The 17,258-nt window shown below is 67.1% G+C and carries 13 protein-coding genes; 7 read left to right on the top strand and 6 right to left on the bottom strand.

What is annotated here, in order from left to right; all coding sequences use genetic code 11:
* Positions 1-31 precede the first annotated feature (31 nt).
* Positions 32-940, bottom strand: a complete 909-nt coding sequence (locus tag R1H25_RS07920; RefSeq protein WP_317223261.1) for a LysR substrate-binding domain-containing protein — start codon at positions 938-940, stop codon at positions 32-34.
* Positions 941-1,271: 331 nt separating this feature from the next.
* Positions 1,272-2,240, bottom strand: a complete 969-nt coding sequence (locus R1H25_RS07915; RefSeq protein WP_057500059.1) for a LysR family transcriptional regulator — start codon at positions 2,238-2,240, stop codon at positions 1,272-1,274.
* A 110-nt stretch (positions 2,241-2,350) separates the two neighbouring features.
* Here R1H25_RS07915 and aceB point away from each other — a divergent pair, with 110 nt between their 5' ends.
* From aceB to R1H25_RS07895, 4 genes are all read left to right on the top strand, one after another.
* A complete protein-coding gene (aceB, locus tag R1H25_RS07910) occupies positions 2,351-3,988 on the top strand; it encodes a malate synthase A (RefSeq protein WP_317223260.1) in 1,638 nt (545 codons plus the stop codon).
* A 64-nt stretch (positions 3,989-4,052) separates the two neighbouring features.
* Positions 4,053-5,354 (top strand): isocitrate lyase, encoded by a 1,302-nt coding sequence (gene aceA, locus R1H25_RS07905; protein WP_014035583.1) that lies wholly within the window; start codon positions 4,053-4,055, stop codon positions 5,352-5,354.
* Positions 5,355-5,772: 418 nt separating this feature from the next.
* Positions 5,773-6,813, top strand: a complete 1,041-nt coding sequence (locus R1H25_RS07900) for a diguanylate cyclase (protein WP_049448791.1) — start codon at positions 5,773-5,775, stop codon at positions 6,811-6,813.
* Between the two features lie 4 nt (positions 6,814-6,817).
* Complete coding sequence (locus R1H25_RS07895) at positions 6,818-9,316, top strand: putative peptide modification system cyclase (protein WP_317223259.1); 2,499 nt, start codon at positions 6,818-6,820, stop codon at positions 9,314-9,316.
* Positions 9,317-9,323: 7 nt separating this feature from the next.
* Here R1H25_RS07895 and R1H25_RS07890 read toward each other — a convergent pair whose 3' ends face one another.
* Complete coding sequence (locus R1H25_RS07890; protein ID WP_049448795.1) at positions 9,324-9,620, bottom strand: NHLP-related RiPP peptide; 297 nt, start codon at positions 9,618-9,620, stop codon at positions 9,324-9,326.
* Between the two features lie 138 nt (positions 9,621-9,758).
* On the opposite strand from R1H25_RS07890, the gene R1H25_RS07885 reads away from it, so the two are divergent.
* Positions 9,759-10,925, top strand: a complete 1,167-nt coding sequence (locus R1H25_RS07885) for a putative peptide maturation dehydrogenase (protein ID WP_317223258.1) — start codon at positions 9,759-9,761, stop codon at positions 10,923-10,925.
* A 19-nt stretch (positions 10,926-10,944) separates the two neighbouring features.
* On the opposite strand, the gene R1H25_RS07880 is transcribed toward R1H25_RS07885, so the two are convergent.
* Genes R1H25_RS07880 through R1H25_RS07870 form a run of 3 tightly spaced genes read right to left on the bottom strand, consistent with a single transcriptional unit; the run spans position 10,945 to position 15,753 of the window.
* Positions 10,945-12,960 carry an acetyl-CoA carboxylase biotin carboxylase subunit gene (locus R1H25_RS07880; RefSeq protein ID WP_373695556.1) on the bottom strand — a complete coding sequence of 672 codons (2,016 nt, stop codon included), beginning with the start codon at positions 12,958-12,960 and terminating at the stop codon, positions 10,945-10,947.
* An 8-nt stretch (positions 12,961-12,968) separates the two neighbouring features.
* Positions 12,969-14,579: a carboxyl transferase domain-containing protein gene (locus tag R1H25_RS07875; RefSeq protein WP_317223256.1), complete on the bottom strand. Its 1,611-nt coding sequence runs from the start codon at positions 14,577-14,579 to the stop codon at positions 12,969-12,971.
* A gap of 10 nt (positions 14,580-14,589) precedes the next feature.
* Complete coding sequence (locus tag R1H25_RS07870) at positions 14,590-15,753, bottom strand: isovaleryl-CoA dehydrogenase (RefSeq protein ID WP_057500055.1); 1,164 nt, start codon at positions 15,751-15,753, stop codon at positions 14,590-14,592.
* A 161-nt stretch (positions 15,754-15,914) separates the two neighbouring features.
* Between R1H25_RS07870 and R1H25_RS07865 the strand changes: the two genes are divergently transcribed.
* Both R1H25_RS07865 and R1H25_RS07860 read left to right on the top strand, forming a co-directional pair.
* Positions 15,915-16,523, top strand: a complete 609-nt coding sequence (locus R1H25_RS07865; protein ID WP_005407661.1) for a TetR/AcrR family transcriptional regulator — start codon at positions 15,915-15,917, stop codon at positions 16,521-16,523.
* Between the two features lie 205 nt (positions 16,524-16,728).
* Positions 16,729-17,247, top strand: coding sequence for a cytochrome c5 family protein (locus tag R1H25_RS07860; RefSeq protein ID WP_005407662.1), 519 nt, complete (start codon positions 16,729-16,731; stop codon positions 17,245-17,247).
* The last annotated feature ends 11 nt before the right edge of the window (positions 17,248-17,258 follow it).

Here is a 17,258-nt window from a genome sequence, read left to right as displayed (position 1 = left end):
CAAGGTTGGCCACTACCGGGTGGGTTGCGCCTCACCCTTCGGCGAACGCCCCGCGCAGCAGCGTGGCGAAATTGCGGATCAACGGCGTTACCCGTTCGCGGTGCCATGCCAGCTGCACTTCCGAATGGGCACCGGCATCGGCCAGTGCCACGAAGCGCGATCCTTCCACCCGGATGTGATCGCACGAAGACGGCAGGATCGCGGCGCCCAGGCCCGCAGCGGCCAGACTGATCAGCGTCGAGGCTTCACCCGCCTCCTGCACGATGCGCGGTGTGAATCCGGCAGCCGCGCACAACGCGATCATGTGGTCATGAATTCCCGCACCGGCACTGCGGCGGAACGCCACGAACGGCTCCTGCGCGAAGTCGCGCAGCGACAGCGTGCCCTGCTTCGAAAGCCTGCGCAGGGCAGGGTGGTCGGCATGCACGATCAACGCCAGCGGATCGACGAACAGACTGTGCGCCACCAGTTCCGGTGGCAATGCACGCTTGCGGATGATGCCCACGTCCAGTGAACCGTCGAGCAGCGCATCAATCTGCTGCAGGGTGTTCATTTCGCTCAGCTGCAGCCGCACCTGCGGGTACTGCTGGCGGTAGCGCAGGATCGAACGCGGAATCTGCGGCGACAGCGGCGTGGCGCGGGTCAGGCCGATGTGCAGCTCACCCTGCTCACCGCGCTGCGCGCGCTGCACTTCGTCCACCGCCACCTCCACCTGCTGCACGATGGCGCGTGCACGTTCCTGCAGCAGCTCGCCCGCAGGCGTCAGCTGCACACGACGATGGCTGCGCACGAACAGGCGCGCCCCGATCAGATCTTCCAGCTGGCGGATCTGCTGGCTGAGCGGCGGCTGCGACATGCCCAACCGCTCCGCCGCCTGGCCGAAGTGCAGCGTATCGGCAACAGCGAGGAAGTAACGCAGGTGACGGAGTTCGATGGACATGGGTGCAGTCTAGCCAGACCGGAACCGGGCTTGTCGCCTTCTTCGATCGTTTTCCCGCCAGTCGAGCATGGCTCGACTCTACAAAATCCGGTTTCGATCATTGTTTACGTGTCGACCAGGGTCGACACTCACCAACAGCGCTAGCGATCTGTCGAAGGCGGGGTGGATCCGGTTGCGGGGGCGTGAGCCGCATGGATGCGGCGACCGAGCTTACAGGGACGTACTTGCAGCGTCCCCCGCAACCGGACCCACCCCGCCATCCCACGGATAGCCGGCTTTTGCTGTTGCTTCGGCTTCGGCGGGTGCAGGGCGCAGCCCTGCCGAACACCCCTCACCGCTCCGAATGCCCGCTCTGGTCGTAATCGCGCGGACTGAACAACTCCGGCTGGATCAGCTCGATGAACGCCCGCGCCTGCGCCGACAATGCCTTGCCCCGGCGCACGATCACCCCGTAACTGCGCTCCGGGAACCACCGCTTCATCGACCGCGCCGCCAGCCGCTCGTGGTCGGCCTCGTTCAGGCACAGCGCCGGCACGATGGAAATGCCCATGCCCATCGCTACGTATTGCTTGATGACCTCCCAGCCACCCACTTCCAGCGCCACGGTGTAGGCGATGCGGTGGCGCTGGAACACCTGGTCGACCAGCCGGTAGGTGATCTGCCGCTTCGGCGGCAGCACCAGCGGATAGCGCGCGATGTCGGCCAGCTCCAGCTCGCCGCCACTGGCCAGCGGATGGTCGTGCGGTGCGATCAGCACCTGCTCGAAGCGGTAGGCCGGGGCGTAGGTCAGGTCGGCCGGCACATCGGTCATCGAACCGATCGCCAGGTCGGCGGCGTCCTCGCGCAGCAGGTCGGTGCCATCGGCGCTGATCGCGTTGTGCAGGGTCAGGCGCACGTCCGGGTGATGCAGGCGGAAGCGTTCGACGATCTTCGGCAGCAGGTACAGAATGGTCGAACTGTTGGCGGCGATGTTCAACTCGCCCGCGTCCAGGCCACGCACCTTGTCGCGGAAGCGCGCCTCCAGCCCATCCAGGTTCTCCACCAGCGGCTGTGCCATCTCGTACAGCAGCTGGCCCTCGCGGCTGGGCACCAGGCGGCGACCGCTGCGCTCGAACAACGGCACCCCCAGCTCCCGTTCCAGCGCCTGCAGCTGCAGGCTGATGGCCGGCTGGCTGACGAAAAGCGCCTCAGCAGCCCGTGAGACCGACCCCAGACGCACCGTCTGGCAGAACGCGCGCAGCGGCTTCAGCCGGTCGGATTTGTAGGAAAAACGCGGACTTGGAAGCGGGCGTGTGCTCATCGTGTCATGAGTATTAGCACAACTTATGTAGAACATTGCAAAAACTGTTTTGCCAAATACTCAGGCCCAGCGGCACCGTGGAGTCGTTCCCCCATCGTTGGAGTCGCCCCATGTCCGCCGTCGCTTCCGCTGTTCCCACCCCCGCCGCCAAGGCTACCCCTGGTATCGCCCTGGCGACCCGCGTGGCTGGCCAGGACACCGTGCTGCCGGCGCCGCTGCTGGCTCTGCTGGTGTCGCTGCACCGCGCGGTGGAACCGGGCCGGCAGGCACGGCTGCAGGCGCGTCGCGAGCGTCAGGCGTTCTTCGACCAGGGCGGCCTGCCGGACTTCCGCGAAGACACCACCGCCATCCGCAGCGGCGACTGGCGCGTTGCGCCGCTGCCGGCCGCGCTGCAGGACCGCCGCGTCGAGATCACTGGCCCGACCGACCCGAAGATGGTCATCAACGCGCTGAACTCCGGCGCCAAGGTGTTCATGGCCGACTTCGAGGATTCGACCTCGCCGACCTGGCGCAACCTGCTGGCCGGCCAGCAGTCGCTGGCGGCGGCGGTGCGCGGCGACCTCGAGTACACCGCGCCGGCATCCAACGGGAAGGCCGGCAAGCACTACACCCTGCGCCCGTACGACGAACAGGCGGTGCTGATCGTGCGCCCGCGTGGCTGGCACCTGGACGAGAAGCACGTGCGCATCGATGGCCAGTTCATCGCCGGCGGCCTGTTCGATGCGGCGGTGTTCGCCTTCCACAACGCCCGCACCCTGCAGGCGAAGGACCGTGGCCCGTACTTCTACCTGCCCAAGCTGCAGAGCATGGAAGAGGCGGCGCTGTGGGAGACCGCGCTGTCGCACATCGAAGGCATGCTCGGCCTGCCGCACGGCCAGATCAAGGTGACCGTGCTGATCGAAACGCTGCCGGCGGTGTTCGAGATGGACGAGATCCTGCACGCGCTGCGTGACCGCATCGTCGGCCTGAACTGCGGGCGATGGGACTACATCTTCTCGTACCTGAAGACCTTCCGCCGCCACGCCGACCGCGTGCTGCCCGAACGCGGCCAGGTGACCATGACCCAGCCGTTCCTGAAGGCCTATTCGGAACTGCTGATCCAGACCTGCCACCGCCGCGGTGCGCATGCGATGGGCGGCATGGCCGCGCAGATTCCGATCAACAACGATGCCGCCGCCAACGAGCAGGCGATGGCCCGGGTGCGCGCCGACAAGCTGCGCGAAGTCACCGCCGGCCATGACGGCACCTGGGTTGCGCATCCGGCGCTGATTCCGGTGGCGATGGCGATCTTCGATGAACACATGCCCGGTGCGAACCAGCACAGCGTGCTGCGCCAGGATGTGCACGTCGGCCGCGACGAACTGATCGCGCGGCCGCCGGGCACCATCACCCGCGCCGGCTTCGAGGGCAACGTGGAAGTCTGCGTGCGCTATCTGGCGGCGTGGCTGGATGGCAACGGCTGCGTGCCGATCCATCACCTGATGGAGGACGCGGCCACCGCCGAGATCAGCCGCAGCCAGCTGTGGCAGTGGCTGCATACGCCGGGCCAGCAGCTGGACGATGGCACTGCGATCGATCTGGCGCTGCTGGATTCCACCCTGGCACAGCTGCCAGCGCGCCTGGGCGACACCAGCGCACTGCCCGGTGGTGCACGCATCGGCGAGGCCATCACCCTGCTCGGCGAACTGAGCCGCAGCGAAGAACTGACCGATTTCCTGACCCTGCCGGCCTACGCGCGCATCGACTGACCGACTGCCCGCAAACCCGCCGTTTCCCTCCCCGCTGCACGCACGAACCGAACTGGAGAAAGACATGAGCAAGCTGCCCACTGCCGAACAGATCCAGCACGACTGGGATACCAACCCGCGTTGGGAAGGCATCCAGCGCAACTACAGCGCCGCCGACGTGGTGCGCCTGCGCGGCACCGTCCACATCGAGCATTCACTGGCCCGCCTGGGTGCGGAAAAGCTGTGGGCCTCGCTGCATGAGCGCGAGTTCGTCAACGCGCTGGGTGCACTGACCGGCAACCAGGCCATGCAGCAGGTCAAGGCCGGCCTGAAGGCGATCTACCTGTCCGGTTGGCAGGTGGCGGCCGACGCCAACCTGGCCGGGCAGATGTATCCGGACCAGTCGCTGTACCCGGCCGATTCGGTGCCGGCAGTGGTCAAGCGCATCAACAACACGCTGCTGCGCGCCGACCAGCTGCACCACGCCGAAGGCAAGGATGACATCGACTTCCTGCAGCCGATCGTGGCCGATGCCGAGGCCGGCTTCGGCGGCGTGCTCAACGCGTTCGAACTGATGAAGGCGATGATCGAAGCCGGCGCTGCCGGCGTGCACTTCGAAGACCAGCTGGCCTCGGTGAAGAAGTGCGGCCACATGGGTGGCAAGGTGCTGGTGCCGACCCGCGAGGCGATCGAGAAGCTCAACGCCGCGCGCCTGGCTGCCGACGTGCTGGGCGTGCCGACCCTGCTGGTGGCGCGCACCGATGCCGAAGCCGCCGATCTGCTGACCAGCGACATCGACGGCAACGACAAGCCGTTCGCCACCGGCGAGCGCACCGTCGAGGGCTTCTACAAGACCCGCAATGGCCTGGACCAGGCGATCAGCCGTGGCCTGGCCTATGCCCCGTATGCCGACCTGGTGTGGTGCGAGACCGGCAAGCCGGATCTGGAATTCGCACGCAGGTTCGCCGAGGCAATCCATGCGAAGTTCCCGGGCAAGCTGCTGGCCTACAACTGCTCGCCCAGCTTCAACTGGAAGAAGAACCTGGATGACGCCACCATTGCGAAGTTCCAGCGCGAGCTGGGCAGCTACGGCTACAAGTTCCAGTTCATCACCCTGGCCGGTTTCCATGCGCTGAACTACGGCATGTTCAATCTGGCCCACGGCTACGCACGCCGCCAGATGAGCGCGTTCGTGGAACTGCAGGAAGCCGAGTTCGAAGCGGCCGAGCGTGGCTTCACCGCGGTCAAGCACCAGCGTGAGGTCGGTACCGGCTACTTCGACGCGGTGACCCAGGCGATCCAGCAGGGCCAGTCGTCGACCACCGCGCTGACCGGCTCCACCGAGGAAGAACAGTTCCATGGCGGGCGCAGCGAACGCGCTGCGTGATGCGGTAGTGCCGGCCTCTGGCCGGCAACCACGTGATCCTGCGGGCACTGCAGGGAAACCGGCCAGCGGCCGGCTCTACCGAAGCGCCGCAATCCGATCAGGGTGGCCAGGGAAGGGCCAGACAACGCCGGCCGGTCGGGGGACCTGCCGGCGTTGTTGTATCGATGCAAAGGCGCGGCCAGCAGGCAGCGTCAATCAGGCGCACCCCTGTCCGCGGCAACTTGGCCAGAATCCTGTGAAAACCGCCATCGGATTGATCCAGCAGCATTTTTGCCCGGACACCCGTGACCAGAATGGCCCCCACGCATCTTCACATCAGGCAAGATCGTTTGGGCATTAAAAATGAGATAGGACGCACACTTTAAACCGGTGCTATGCTCCGCGGCTCACCAGGGGACGCTGGCGGCGGGTGCAGGGAATGACCGGCAGGGGTGCGGCCGAGAACAGTGATGTGACGTCAGGTATCGCCCGGGTGGCGATGGCCGAGATCGTGCACGCGCTGCTTTCCGCTGCCGAGGTTGCATTGTTCGCCAGATTCGCCCGCCCATGCAAGCTTCATGCCGGACAGTGGTTGTTCCAGCGTGGCCATCGCGGCGAACGGATGTATGTGATCCTCGAAGGCCAGATCGAACTGGATTTCGGCGAGGACCTGGTGATCAAGACGCTCGGCCAGCATGAGTTCTTCGGCGAGCTTGGCCTGCTGGTCGGCGATCACCTGCGCAGCGCCAGCGCGCGCGCGCTGGTCGACTGCGAAGTACTGGAGCTGGGCCCGGCCGATTTCCATCGCCTGGTGGAATCCGATCCCGGCCTGGTCGCCTACTTCCTGCGCCGCACGATCATGCGCGTGCTGACCAACGAGCAGGCCCTGATCAGCCAGCTGCGCCGGCGCAACCATGATCTGGAAACCGCGCTGGACAATCTGTACATCACCACCCATCAACTGACCCACACCCGTGAGCTGGTGCGTACCGATGAACTGACCGGGCTGCACAACCGCCGTGGCCTGACCCTGTACCTGCAGGAATGCCGCGCCGACGGCGGCGGGTTGCCGCAGGCACTGCTGCTGATCGACTGCGATCGCTTCAAGCAGATCAATGATCGCCACGGCCACCAGGCTGGTGATCGCGTGCTGCAGAGCATGGGCAACATCCTGCGCTCGATGGCCGGTGAGCAGGACCTGGCGTGCCGCCTCGGCGGCGATGAGTTCTGCCTGATCCTGCGCCGTGGCAACCATGAGATCGTGCAGCACGCGGCCGAGTTCATCCTCAGCGCAGTACATGGCCTGCTCGAACGCAGTCATGGCACGCCGCATGTCAGCCTGGTCAGCATCGGTGCCAGCCTGTTGGCCCCCGAGGCCGGCTGGAGCGAGTGGTACGCCAGCGCAGATCGCGCGCTGTACCAGGCCAAGCGCGATGGCGGCAACTGCCTGCGCTGGGTGGATGATCCGGACGACCAATAGGGAGATGCAGGCGATGAATGGCGACAACGGAACGTCAGCCCCGCATAGCCCACAGCTACGCGCCCTGCTGTTCACTGATCTGTGTGATTCGTTGCAGCTGGTCGAGCGCATCGGCGACATGGCGGCGGCGAGCCTTTTCCAGGAACACGATCGCCTGGTGCTGGTGCTGCAGCACCGCTGGAATGGCCAGCTGATCGATCGCTCCGACGGCCTGTTCATGCTGTTCGAGCGCGCCATCGATGCATTGGGCTTCGCCTTGGACTACCAGCGCGAACTGCATGCGCTTGGCCAGCAACGTGCGATTGAATTGCGTGCGCGTGCCGGCCTGCATGTGGGTGACGTGCTGACCTGGGAAAACAGTGCCGAGGCGGTTCGCGTTGGCGCCAAGTCGATGGAAGTGGAAGGTCTGGCCAAGCCGATGGCGGCGCGCCTGATGACGCTGGCCCGCCCCGGCCAGATCCTGTTGTCCGCCGTTGCCGAATCACTGACCCACCGCGCCGCCGATGCGTTGGGTGAGCGCGGCACGCGCCTGCTGTGGAAGTCGCACGGACGCTGGCGCTTCAAGGGCGTGCCGGTGGTGCAGGAAGTGATCGAAGTAGGCGAGATCGGCTCCGCACCGCTGCGCATGCCGCGGGCCAATGCCAAGGCGCGCCGCGACCTGCCACTGTGGCGGCAGCCGTGGGTGCTGGCCGCTGAAGGCCTGGTGCTGACGGTGGCGATGCTGGGCGGCTGGCTGCTGCTGCGCCCGGAACCGGCGATTGCGTTTGCCGAGCGCGACTGGGTGGTGCTGGGGGACGTCGACAATCTCACCGGTGATCCGATCTTCGACGACTCGATGCGGCACGCGATCCGGATCGCGCTGGAGCAGTCGCGCTACGTGAACGTGCTGTCCGAGGGCAAGATCCGCGAGAGCCTGGAAATGGCGCGGCTCTCGGGCGATACCCGGCTGAACCGGGATACCGCCGTCGACGTGGCGGTGCGTGAAGGCGCCCGCGCCGTGCTGTTGCCGACCGTGCGGCAGAAGATCGGTGGCTACGAGCTGGCCATCGACGTCGCAGCGCCGGGCAGCGGCCAGGTGATCCAGACGTTCACCGCCACCGCGGATCGATCCGATCAGATGGTGTTCGCGGTGGACGACGTGGTCGGACGCCTGCGACGTGGCCTGGGTGAGTCGGTGGCGAGCCTGGAACAGTCGTTGCCGCTGCCACGGGCATCGACCCAGGACCTGCGCGCACTGCGTGCGTTTGCCCTGGCCGAAAGCGCACTGGGCCAGCGTCGCTTCGAGGAAGCACGCAACCTCTACCAGGCGGCGATCGATATCGATCCTGGTTTCGCCCTGGCCTACATGGGCGTGGCCAAACTGCTGGCCCGCACCGCGCAGGTTGCGGAGGCGCGTGACGCGCTGGAGCACGCGCTGGCCCAGCAGCAGCGCCTGCCCGCGCGTGAGCGCCTGTACCTGAAGGGTTGGCAGGCCGAACTGGAACCCGGTGGCTGGCCGTTGGAACAGTGGCGTGCACTGGCCAAGATCTATCCGGATTCGTTTGCGGGCCTGTCCAATACTTCCTGGGGGCTGCTGCAGGACAATCGCTTCACCGAGTCCGAGCCCTATGCGCGCGCCGCGACGGTGCCCCAGGACCCGCTGCGGCTGTATCCGATGATCCATCTGGCGCGGGCACAGTTGGGCCTCGGCCAGCCGCAGCAGGCAATGCGCACCTTGCATCAGGCACAGATGCTGCGCGGCAATGACGAGGCCGACGATCTGGATGTGGACGTGCTGGTTGCGCAGGGCCTGGACGCACAGGCGCAGCAGCTGTTGATGCGGTTGCCGCGGGGGGACGACCTGCAGCAGCGCATGCGTCTGCGGGCCCACCTGCTGGTGGCTGCGGAGCAGCGTGATTGCAGCGGCCTGCATGCCGCGATTGCTGCGGATGGTCCGCCGCCGGACCTGATCGACTACCAGATCCATCAACGCCTGCAACACGCGACCGTGACCACGCTGTGCACGGCCGGCGATGCGAAGGAGCTTGAATCCATCGCCGCCGTGCTGCGGCCGCTGCTGCGGAAGAACGACGACTCCGCCGTGGGCAGCCGCAGTCTGCAGCTGCTGGCCCTGACCTATCTGGCCCAGCGCCAGGGCCAGCATGCGCTGGCCGCAGAGTGGCTGCGCGACCATGGCGAACTGCTGGAGCGGCAGCGCAGCCCTGTGGTGGCCAAGTGGCGCCGGGTCGTGCTGGCGATGGCCGAACTGGCGCAACAGCGTCCGCAAGCGGCACGCCATCTGCTCGAGCCCACGTTTGATGGCAGCGAACCGGTACAGGCCCATGTTGTGCTGCTGCAGGCACTGCGTGCCGAGCAGGACGCTGCCGGTGTGCGCCGCGAGCAGGTCTGGCTGGCCCGGCACCACGGTCAGGCCATTGCCGAGGTGGCGTCCATGCAGATCTGGCAGCCCCTGAATGTGCACGACATCGCCACGGAGGCGGTGTCCATGCGGGTGTCACGCTGATGCGGACTCAGGCGTTGACGCGCTCGTCGATCCGGTCGGCTTCGAAGCAGAACACCACCGTCATCGAGGCAGTCGAGGTACTCAGGTACGCATGCAGCGAGTCGCGGGTGCGGCGCAGCTCCTCGACCGAAGCCAGGGTGCCGATCTTCATGCAGTCGTTCTCGCCAACGGCACCGTCCAGCCCGATCGAGGCCAGGGCCTTGCCCGGCGATGCGGTGAAGTGGTTGCGGAAGTCGTCGTTGCCGATGAGGTGGTCCAGCAGGGTGCTGGCGTCTTCGGCGGAAAGGCGGGGATGGGTGCTCATGGGGATCGTCCGTAGGTTGAGTTTCTCGTATCGGCCGCCACGGCCTGCCATTGAGGGCGGTAGCGTGCCTGTCGCTAAAGTTGGCCGCGCCGCGGTCGTTGCTGCTATGCCGGTTGTGCGGCAGGAGGAAGGAAACCCATGCGCCTGCGCCGCTGCGCCAGCCTGATGTTCGAGCCCCGCGAGTCGGTCACCCTGGACCTGCGCGCGATGCTGGCCGGCCACGCCGAGATGGACAGCCAGATCAGCTGGGTGGCCTTGGCCGCCCATCTGGACCAACCCCTGCCGGTGGACGCCGAGGAGCGCCAGTTGCTGGGCGAGCTCAGCGCGCATCGCTGGAGCGAACCGCCGGCCGGCACCTCTCCGGCGATGCTGGCGCGCCTGGTCGAGCAGGGGCTGCTGCTGACCGACCCGCCGGATGAGGTCGGGCACCAGATGCGTGATGAGGCATTGCGGCGCAGTCAATGGTGGCCGTTGGCTGCACTGGCTCATCGCCATGCGCGCTGGCAGGCCGTGGACAGCGTGGAGGACATGCGCCGGCAGGGTCTGGATACCGCTGCCGGCCTGCGCCAGCGGCTGGGACCGCCGCCGCCGGTGGTGCAGCCGATGCAGGGCGACTACCAGCAGTTGCCGCGCAGCGAAGAGGCCGCGTTCGACGCGCTGCTGGCGCAGCGCACGACCTGCCGCAATTTCGACCCGCAGCGTGCGCTGCCATTGCCGCTGCTGGCCCAGGTGCTGCAGCGCACGCTGATGGCCCATGCGGTGCAGAAGGTCGAGCGTGATACCGAGTTCCTGAAGAAGAACGTGCCCTCCGGTGGCGGCCTGCATCCCACCGAAGGTTTCCTGCTGGTACAGAACGTGGAAGGGCTGGTACCGGGGCTGTACCACTACCACCCCGTGCAGCACGCGGTACTGCCGTTGCCCTCGCCACCGGCTGATGCATTGCCCGCGCTGGCACGGCGGATGCTGTCCGGTCAGGAGTGGTTCGCCGATGCACCGGCGCTGCTGGTGCTCGCACCGCGGTACGACCGCTGCTTCTGGAAGTACCGCAACCACGCCAAGGCATATCGTGCGGTGACGCTGGATGTCGGCCACATCTCGCAGCTGCTGTACCTGTGCGCGACCGAGCGTGGCCTGGCGGCATTCGTCACCGCAGCCATCAACGATGCCGATGTCGATCGCGCCTTCGGTTTCGATGGCATCGGACAGAGCGCGATGGCCATCTGCGGCCTGGGCTGGCGCAGTGCCACGCTGGACACGGCCGAATTCGATCCCGCTGGCCGGGTGGTGGCGGGCGACGACCGCTGAGCGGTCGCCGCCCCGGTGTTCACGCCGCTTCGAAGTCCACCAGCACCGCACCGTCACCCACCTGGTCGCCGGCCTTGGCGCGGTAACCCTTCACCGTGCCGTCCGCCGGTGCCTGCAGCGTGTGCTCCATCTTCATCGCTTCCAGCACCACCAGCGGCGTGCCGCGCTTGACCTCGGTGCCGGCCGCGACCAGTGTCGCGACGATCTTGCCCGGCATCGGCGCCAGCAGGCTGCCGGCATCGGCCACGGCGTGGTCCGATTCGCCCACCGGATCATGCAGGGTGAAGCGGTGCTGGCCATCGGCGCCGAACAGATACAGCTGATCGCCTTCGCGCAGCTGCTGCAGTGACCAGCGATGGCCATCCAACTGCACTGACAAGCGCTGCGCATCGGCCGTGCCGATCACCTGCACCGGTGCGGCGTCATCGCGCTGCACGCGCCAGCCATCGGCCTGTGCCCATACTTTCAGCGTGTGCTTGCGTTCGCCCTGCTGCAGCGGCAGCAGGCGCGGTGCCGATGCGCCAAGGCGCCAGCCGTCCTGGGCCTGCCACGGCGAATGCGGGTCGCGCGCGTCGGTGCTGGCACCGGCAGTGCTTGCAACCGCGGCCATGGCGGCCAGCTGCCACAGAGCATCATCCGTGTCGCCCACCGCACTCAACGCCGCCTGTTCGCGTTCGATCAGCGCGGTATCCAGCTTGGCGTGCGCGAACGAATCGGTGTTCACCAGCCGGCGCAGGAATCCGGCATTGGTGGTCACGCCCACCACCTGGCAGTCGGCCAGGGCCTGGCTCATGCGGCGCAGTGCGGCGTCGCGGTCCACGTCCCAGACGATCAGCTTGGCAATCATCGGATCGTAGTACGGCGTGATGCTGTCGCCTTCCTCCACGCCGGTATCCACGCGCACATGGGCCGACGGCGTGGGCAGGCGCAGGCGGCGCAGGGTGCCGGTGGACGGCAGGAAGCCGCGGTCGGCATCTTCGGCGTACAGGCGTGCTTCGATGGCATGACCGTGAATCGCCAGCTCTTCCTGGCGCAGCGGCAGCGGCTGGCCCGAGGCCACGCGCAGCTGCCACTCCACCAGATCGGTACCGGTGATGTACTCGGTCACCGGGTGTTCGACCTGCAGGCGGGTGTTCATTTCCATGAAGTAGAAATCGCCGTCCGGGCCGGCGATGAATTCCACCGTGCCGGCACCGACGTAGCCCACCGCACGCGCGGCATCGACCGCGGCCTTGCCCATCGCAGCACGACGTTCCGCACTCATGCCCGGCGCCGGCGCTTCTTCCAGCACCTTCTGGTGGCGGCGCTGCACCGAGCAGTCGCGCTCGAACAGGTAGACCGCCTCACCGTGGCTGTCGCCAAATACCTGGATCTCGATATGGCGCGGGCGCTCGACGTACTTCTCGACCAGCACGTGGTCATTGCCGAACGCCGAGGCCGCTTCGCGCTGGCAGCTGGCAAGTGCGTCGACGAAATCCTCGCTGCGCTCGACCTTGCGCATGCCCTTGCCACCGCCGCCGGCACTGGCCTTGATCAGCACCGGGTAGCCGATGCCATCGGCCTGCGCGCGCAGGAAGTCCGGTGCCTGCTGGTCGCCGTGGTAGCCCGGGGTCAGCGGCACACCGGCCTTGGCCATCAGCGCCTTGGCCGCGCTCTTGTCGCCCATCGCGCGGATGGCGCTGGCCGGCGGCCCGATGAAGGTGATGCCGGCTGCAGCGCAGGCATCGGCGAAGTCGGCATTCTCGGACAGGAAGCCGTAACCGGGGTGGATGGCCTGCGCGCCGGTCAGGCGTGCGGCGTCGAGCAGGGCATCGCCGCGCAGGTAGCTCTCACGTGCAGCGGCCGGACCAATGTGGAGGGCTTCGTCGGCCAGGCGCACGTGGCGTGCGTTGCGGTCGGCATCGGAATACACCGCCACGGTGGCGATGCCGAGGCGGCGACAGGTGGCGATGACGCGGCAGGCGATTTCGCCGCGGTTGGCGATCAGGACTTTGGTGAACATGGCAACGTGCTTCATAGGAGCGTGCTCGGTCATGGCACGGGTCACATGCGGAACACGCCGAAGCGCGTCTGCTGCGGGGCGGCGTTGAGGCTGGCCGACAGCGCCAGGGCCAGCACCCGGCGGGTGTCGGCCGGATCGATCACGCCGTCGTCCCACAGGCGTGCGCTGGCGTAGTACGGGTGGCCCTGCTGTTCGAACTGGTCGCGGATCGGCGCCTTGAACGCATCTTCCTCCGCTGCCGGCCACTGGCCGCCCTTGGCTTCGATGCCATCGCGCTTGACCGTGGCCAGCACGCTGGCAGCCTGCTCGCCACCCATCACGCCGATGCGCGCGTTCGGCCACATCCACAGGAAGTTCGGCGAGTACGCACGGCCGCACATGCCGTAATTGCCGGCACCGAACGAGCCGCCGATCACCACGGTGAACTTGGGCACCTTGGCGCAGGCCACGGCCATCACCAGCTTGGCCCCGTCCTTGGCGATGCCGCCCTGTTCGTACTTGCGGCCGACCATGAAGCCGGTGATGTTCTGCAGGAATACCAGCGGGATGTTGCGCTGGGTGCACAGCTCGATGAAGTGCGCGCCCTTCAGTGCCGACTCGGAGAACAGGATGCCGTTGTTGGCGATGATGCCGATCGGGTAGCCGTTCAGATGCGCGAAGCCGGTCACCAGCGTTGCGCCGTAGCGCGGCTTGAACTCATCGAAGCGCGAGCCATCGACCAGCCGCGCGATCACTTCGCGCACGTCGTAGGGCTTGCGCGTATCGGCGGGGATCACCCCGTACAACTCATGCGCCGGCAGCAGCGGTTCTTCGGAAGGCTGCACCGCCATCGCCGGCTCCGGCTTGCGCCAGTTCAACTGCGCGATGATCGCGCGCACCCGTGCCAGTGCCTGCAGGTCGTTGTCGGCCATATGGTCGGCCACGCCGGAGATGCGGGTGTGCACATCGGCGCCGCCCAGCTCCTCGGCCGTCACCACTTCACCGGTGGCCGCCTTCACCAGCGGCGGGCCGCCGAGGAAGATCGTACCCTGCTCGCGCACGATCACCGTCTCGTCGCTCATCGCCGGCACGTAGGCGCCACCGGCGGTGCAGCTGCCCATCACGCAGGCGATCTGCGGAATGCCCTGCGCGGACAGGTTGGCCTGGTTGTAGAAGATGCGGCCGAAATGGTCGCGGTCGGGGAAGACTTCGTCCTGCAGTGGCAGGAACGCGCCACCGGAATCGACCAGGTAGATGCACGGAAGATGGTTCTGCTCGGCAATCTCCTGCGCGCGCAGGTGCTTCTTCACCGTCATCGGATAGTAGGTGCCGCCCTTGACCGTGGCGTCGTTGGCCACGATCACGCATTCCACGCCGCTGACGCGGCCGATGCCGGCCACCACGCCCGCGGCAGGCACGGCGTCTTCGTACATGCCATGCGCGGCCAACGGCGCGATTTCCAGGAAGGCGCTGCCTGGGTCGAGCAGGGCGTCGATGCGGTCGCGCACCAGCAGCTTGCCGCGCGCGGTGTGCTTGGCGCGTGCGGCCTCGCTGCCGCCCAGTGCAGTGCGGGCAAGCGTGGCGTGCAGGGCATCAACCACGGCCTGCATGGCCGCGCGGTTGCTTTCAAACGTTTCGCTGCCCGGTTGCAGCTGGCTGTTCAGGACGGTCATCGCGGTGGCCTTACAGGGTGCGCTGGAACAGTTCGCGGCCGATCAGCATGCGGCGGATCTCCGAGGTGCCGGCGCCGATTTCATACAGCTTGGCGTCGCGCCACAAACGGCCGGTCGGATATTCGTTGATGTAGCCGTTGCCACCCAGGATCTGGATCGCCTGGCCGGTCAGCCAGGTGGCCTTCTCGGCGGCGTACAGGATGGCACCGGCGGCGTCCTGGCGGGTGGTGCGGCCCTGGTCGCAGGCGCGCGCCACGGCATAGACATACGCACGGCAGGCGCCCAGGCCCACGTACATGTCGGCGATCTTGGCCTGGATCAGCTGGAAGCTGCCGATCGCTTCACCGAACTGGTGGCGCTCGTGCACGTACGGCATCACCACGTCCATGGCCGCGGCCATCAGGCCCAGCGGGCCACCGGACAGCACCACGCGCTCATAGTCCAGGCCGGACATCAGCACGCGCACGCCACCGCCGACCTGGCCCAGCACGTTCTCTTCCGGCACTTCGCAGTCCTGGAACACCAGTTCGCAGGTGGGCGAGGAGCGCATGCCCAGCTTGTCCAGCTTCTGCGCGGTGGAAAAGCCCTTCATGCCCTTCTCGACCAGGAAGGCGGTGATGCCCTTGGCGCCGGCCTCCATGTCGGTCTTGGCATAGACCACCAGCACGTCGGCGTCCGGGCCGTTGGTGATCCACATCTTGTTGCCGTTGAGCACGTAGCGGTCGCCGCGCTTGTCGGCGCGCAGCTTCATCGACACCACGTCCGAACCGGCACCCGGCTCGCTCATCGCCAGCGCGCCGACCAGGCTGCCATTGCAGAGGCCGGGCAGGAAGCGCTGCTTCTGTTCTTCGTTGCCGTTCTTGCGCAGCTGGTTCACGCACAGGTTGGAGTGCGCGCCATAGGACAGGCCGATGCCACCGGAAGCGCGCGAGATTTCTTCCATCGCCACCACGTGGGCCAGGTAGCCCATGCCGGTACCACCGTATTCTTCCTCCACGGTGAGGCCGAGCAGGCCTTGTTCGCCCAGCTTCGGCCACAGAGCCAGCGGGAACTGGTTGGTGGCATCGGCCTCGGCGGCCAGCGGTGCGACCTCGGCGGCGGCAAAATGGGCCACGCTCTGGCGCAGCAGGTCGATGTCTTCGCCAAGGTCGAAGTTCAGGGATGGCACGTGCATTGTGGTGGCTCCACGGCGGGATGGCAGGAAATGGACGCACCCGGCGGGGGAGCGGGCGGCGGTCTGCAGGACCGCTGCCCACACGGGCGATTGGACCCCAGCGTAGCGGGGTTCAGGCAAGAAGTGAATACAAATTCAAAAATTGAAAATAGAATCAAAACATGGCCTATAAACGCTCTGCACTGATGGAAGAACGCCTGGCGGGCGCCCGTGAACGGATCCTGCTGGCCACTCGCGAGCTGGTCGCCACCGGCGGCTGGCGCAATGCCCCGGTGACGGCCGTAGCGACCCAGGCTGGGGTGTCCACCGGCCTGATCTACCGCCACTTCCCGTCCAAGGCCGAGCTGTTCGTGGAGGTGCTCAACGCCGCCGTGGCCCACGAGGTCGCGATCATGGAGCGCATCGCCAGTGGCCCGGAGGTGGCCAGCGAGCGCCTGCGGCTGGCGATCACCGCCTTCGTCCGCCGCGCCCTGGCCGGGCCGGGGCTGGCGCATGCCTTCATCGTCGAACCGGTCGACCCGGATGTGGAAGCCGAGCGCATGCGCGGTCGTCGCGCCTTCGGCGACGTGTTCCTGCGGCTGGTGGAGGAGGGCGTGGCGGCCGGTGAGCTGCCGGCGCAGGACGCGCATGTGGCCGCCGCCTGCCTGGTCGGTGCCTTCACCGAAGCGATGGTCGGCCCCACCGCGCCCAGCCGCGAAGCACACCGCGACGAGGACGCGCTGGTGGATGCGATCTGCAGCTTCTGCCTGCGCGCGATCGGCGCCCGGTAATTTGGTAGAGCCGGCCGCTGGCCGGCTTCTGCACGATCTATCCGGCGGGATGGCGATGCCGGCCAGCGGCCGGCACTACCGGGTGGGCATGCTGCGCCGCACCAGCGGTGACGCCTGTTGTCGCACGCAAAGCGCGTTCTATACTCGGCCCATCACGCAGTCGCTCAGCCGTGGTCCAACGACTATCAGCCAGGGGTAACGAAGAGTGCGGAATTACGATCTGGAGTTCCTGAAACGCTTCTCCATGGTGATCGCGCTGCTGGCGACCATCACCCTCGGCCTCATCCTCCTTGCCGCCTACATCCACACCCGGATTCCGCCCGAGGTGTCGCCGACCGCGGCCAAGCGCACCGAGCAGCGCATCTCGCCCACCGGTGCGGTCTATGCCGGCAGCACCGGCGCCGCCGCGCAGGCAGCGGCCAAGGCCGCCGCGCTGGCCAAGGCCGCGTCGCAGGTGGCCTACGGTGGCACCAAGGACGGCAAGGTCATCTTCGACAACCTGTGCACCGCCTGCCACACCACCGGTGTGGGCATGGCGCCGACGCTGGACCATTCGCACTGGGACAAGCGCATCGCACAGGGCAAGGACACCCTCTACAAGCACGCCATCGAGGGCTACACCGGCCCCGACGGCGGCATCATGCCGCCCAAGGGCGGCAACCCGGCGCTGACCGAGGAACAGATCCACGCCACCGTGGACTGGATGCTGGGCAACCTGAAGTAGGCGGCGAACGG

The organism is Stenotrophomonas veracruzanensis (assembly GCF_032911525.1).
Taxonomy (GTDB): Bacteria; Pseudomonadota; Gammaproteobacteria; order Xanthomonadales; family Xanthomonadaceae; genus Stenotrophomonas; species Stenotrophomonas africana.
The sequence above is the reverse complement of the archived record's forward strand: the minus strand, read 5'-3'. Positions and strand labels throughout refer to the sequence as shown.

Bases quoted from the DNA above. Each gene is read 5' to 3' on its own strand.
- R1H25_RS07885 (WP_317223258.1), top strand. From the start codon at position 9,759: ATGCGCCTGCGCCGCTGCGCCAGCCTGATGTTCGAGCCCCGCGAGTCG.
- R1H25_RS07920 (WP_317223261.1), bottom strand. From the start codon at position 940: ATGTCCATCGAACTCCGTCACCTGCGTTACTTCCTCGCTGTTGCCGAT.
- R1H25_RS07890 (WP_049448795.1), bottom strand. From the start codon at position 9,620: ATGAGCACCCATCCCCGCCTTTCCGCCGAAGACGCCAGCACCCTGCTG.
- R1H25_RS07880 (WP_373695556.1), bottom strand. From the start codon at position 12,960: ATGACCGAGCACGCTCCTATGAAGCACGTTGCCATGTTCACCAAAGTC.
- R1H25_RS07900 (WP_049448791.1), top strand. From the start codon at position 5,773: ATGACCGGCAGGGGTGCGGCCGAGAACAGTGATGTGACGTCAGGTATC.
- R1H25_RS07865 (WP_005407661.1), top strand. From the start codon at position 15,915: ATGGCCTATAAACGCTCTGCACTGATGGAAGAACGCCTGGCGGGCGCC.
- R1H25_RS07895 (WP_317223259.1), top strand. From the start codon at position 6,818: ATGCAGGCGATGAATGGCGACAACGGAACGTCAGCCCCGCATAGCCCA.
- aceA (WP_014035583.1), top strand. From the start codon at position 4,053: ATGAGCAAGCTGCCCACTGCCGAACAGATCCAGCACGACTGGGATACC.
- aceB (WP_317223260.1), top strand. From the start codon at position 2,351: ATGTCCGCCGTCGCTTCCGCTGTTCCCACCCCCGCCGCCAAGGCTACC.
- R1H25_RS07915 (WP_057500059.1), bottom strand. From the start codon at position 2,240: ATGAGCACACGCCCGCTTCCAAGTCCGCGTTTTTCCTACAAATCCGAC.
- R1H25_RS07875 (WP_317223256.1), bottom strand. From the start codon at position 14,579: ATGACCGTCCTGAACAGCCAGCTGCAACCGGGCAGCGAAACGTTTGAA.
- R1H25_RS07870 (WP_057500055.1), bottom strand. From the start codon at position 15,753: ATGCACGTGCCATCCCTGAACTTCGACCTTGGCGAAGACATCGACCTG.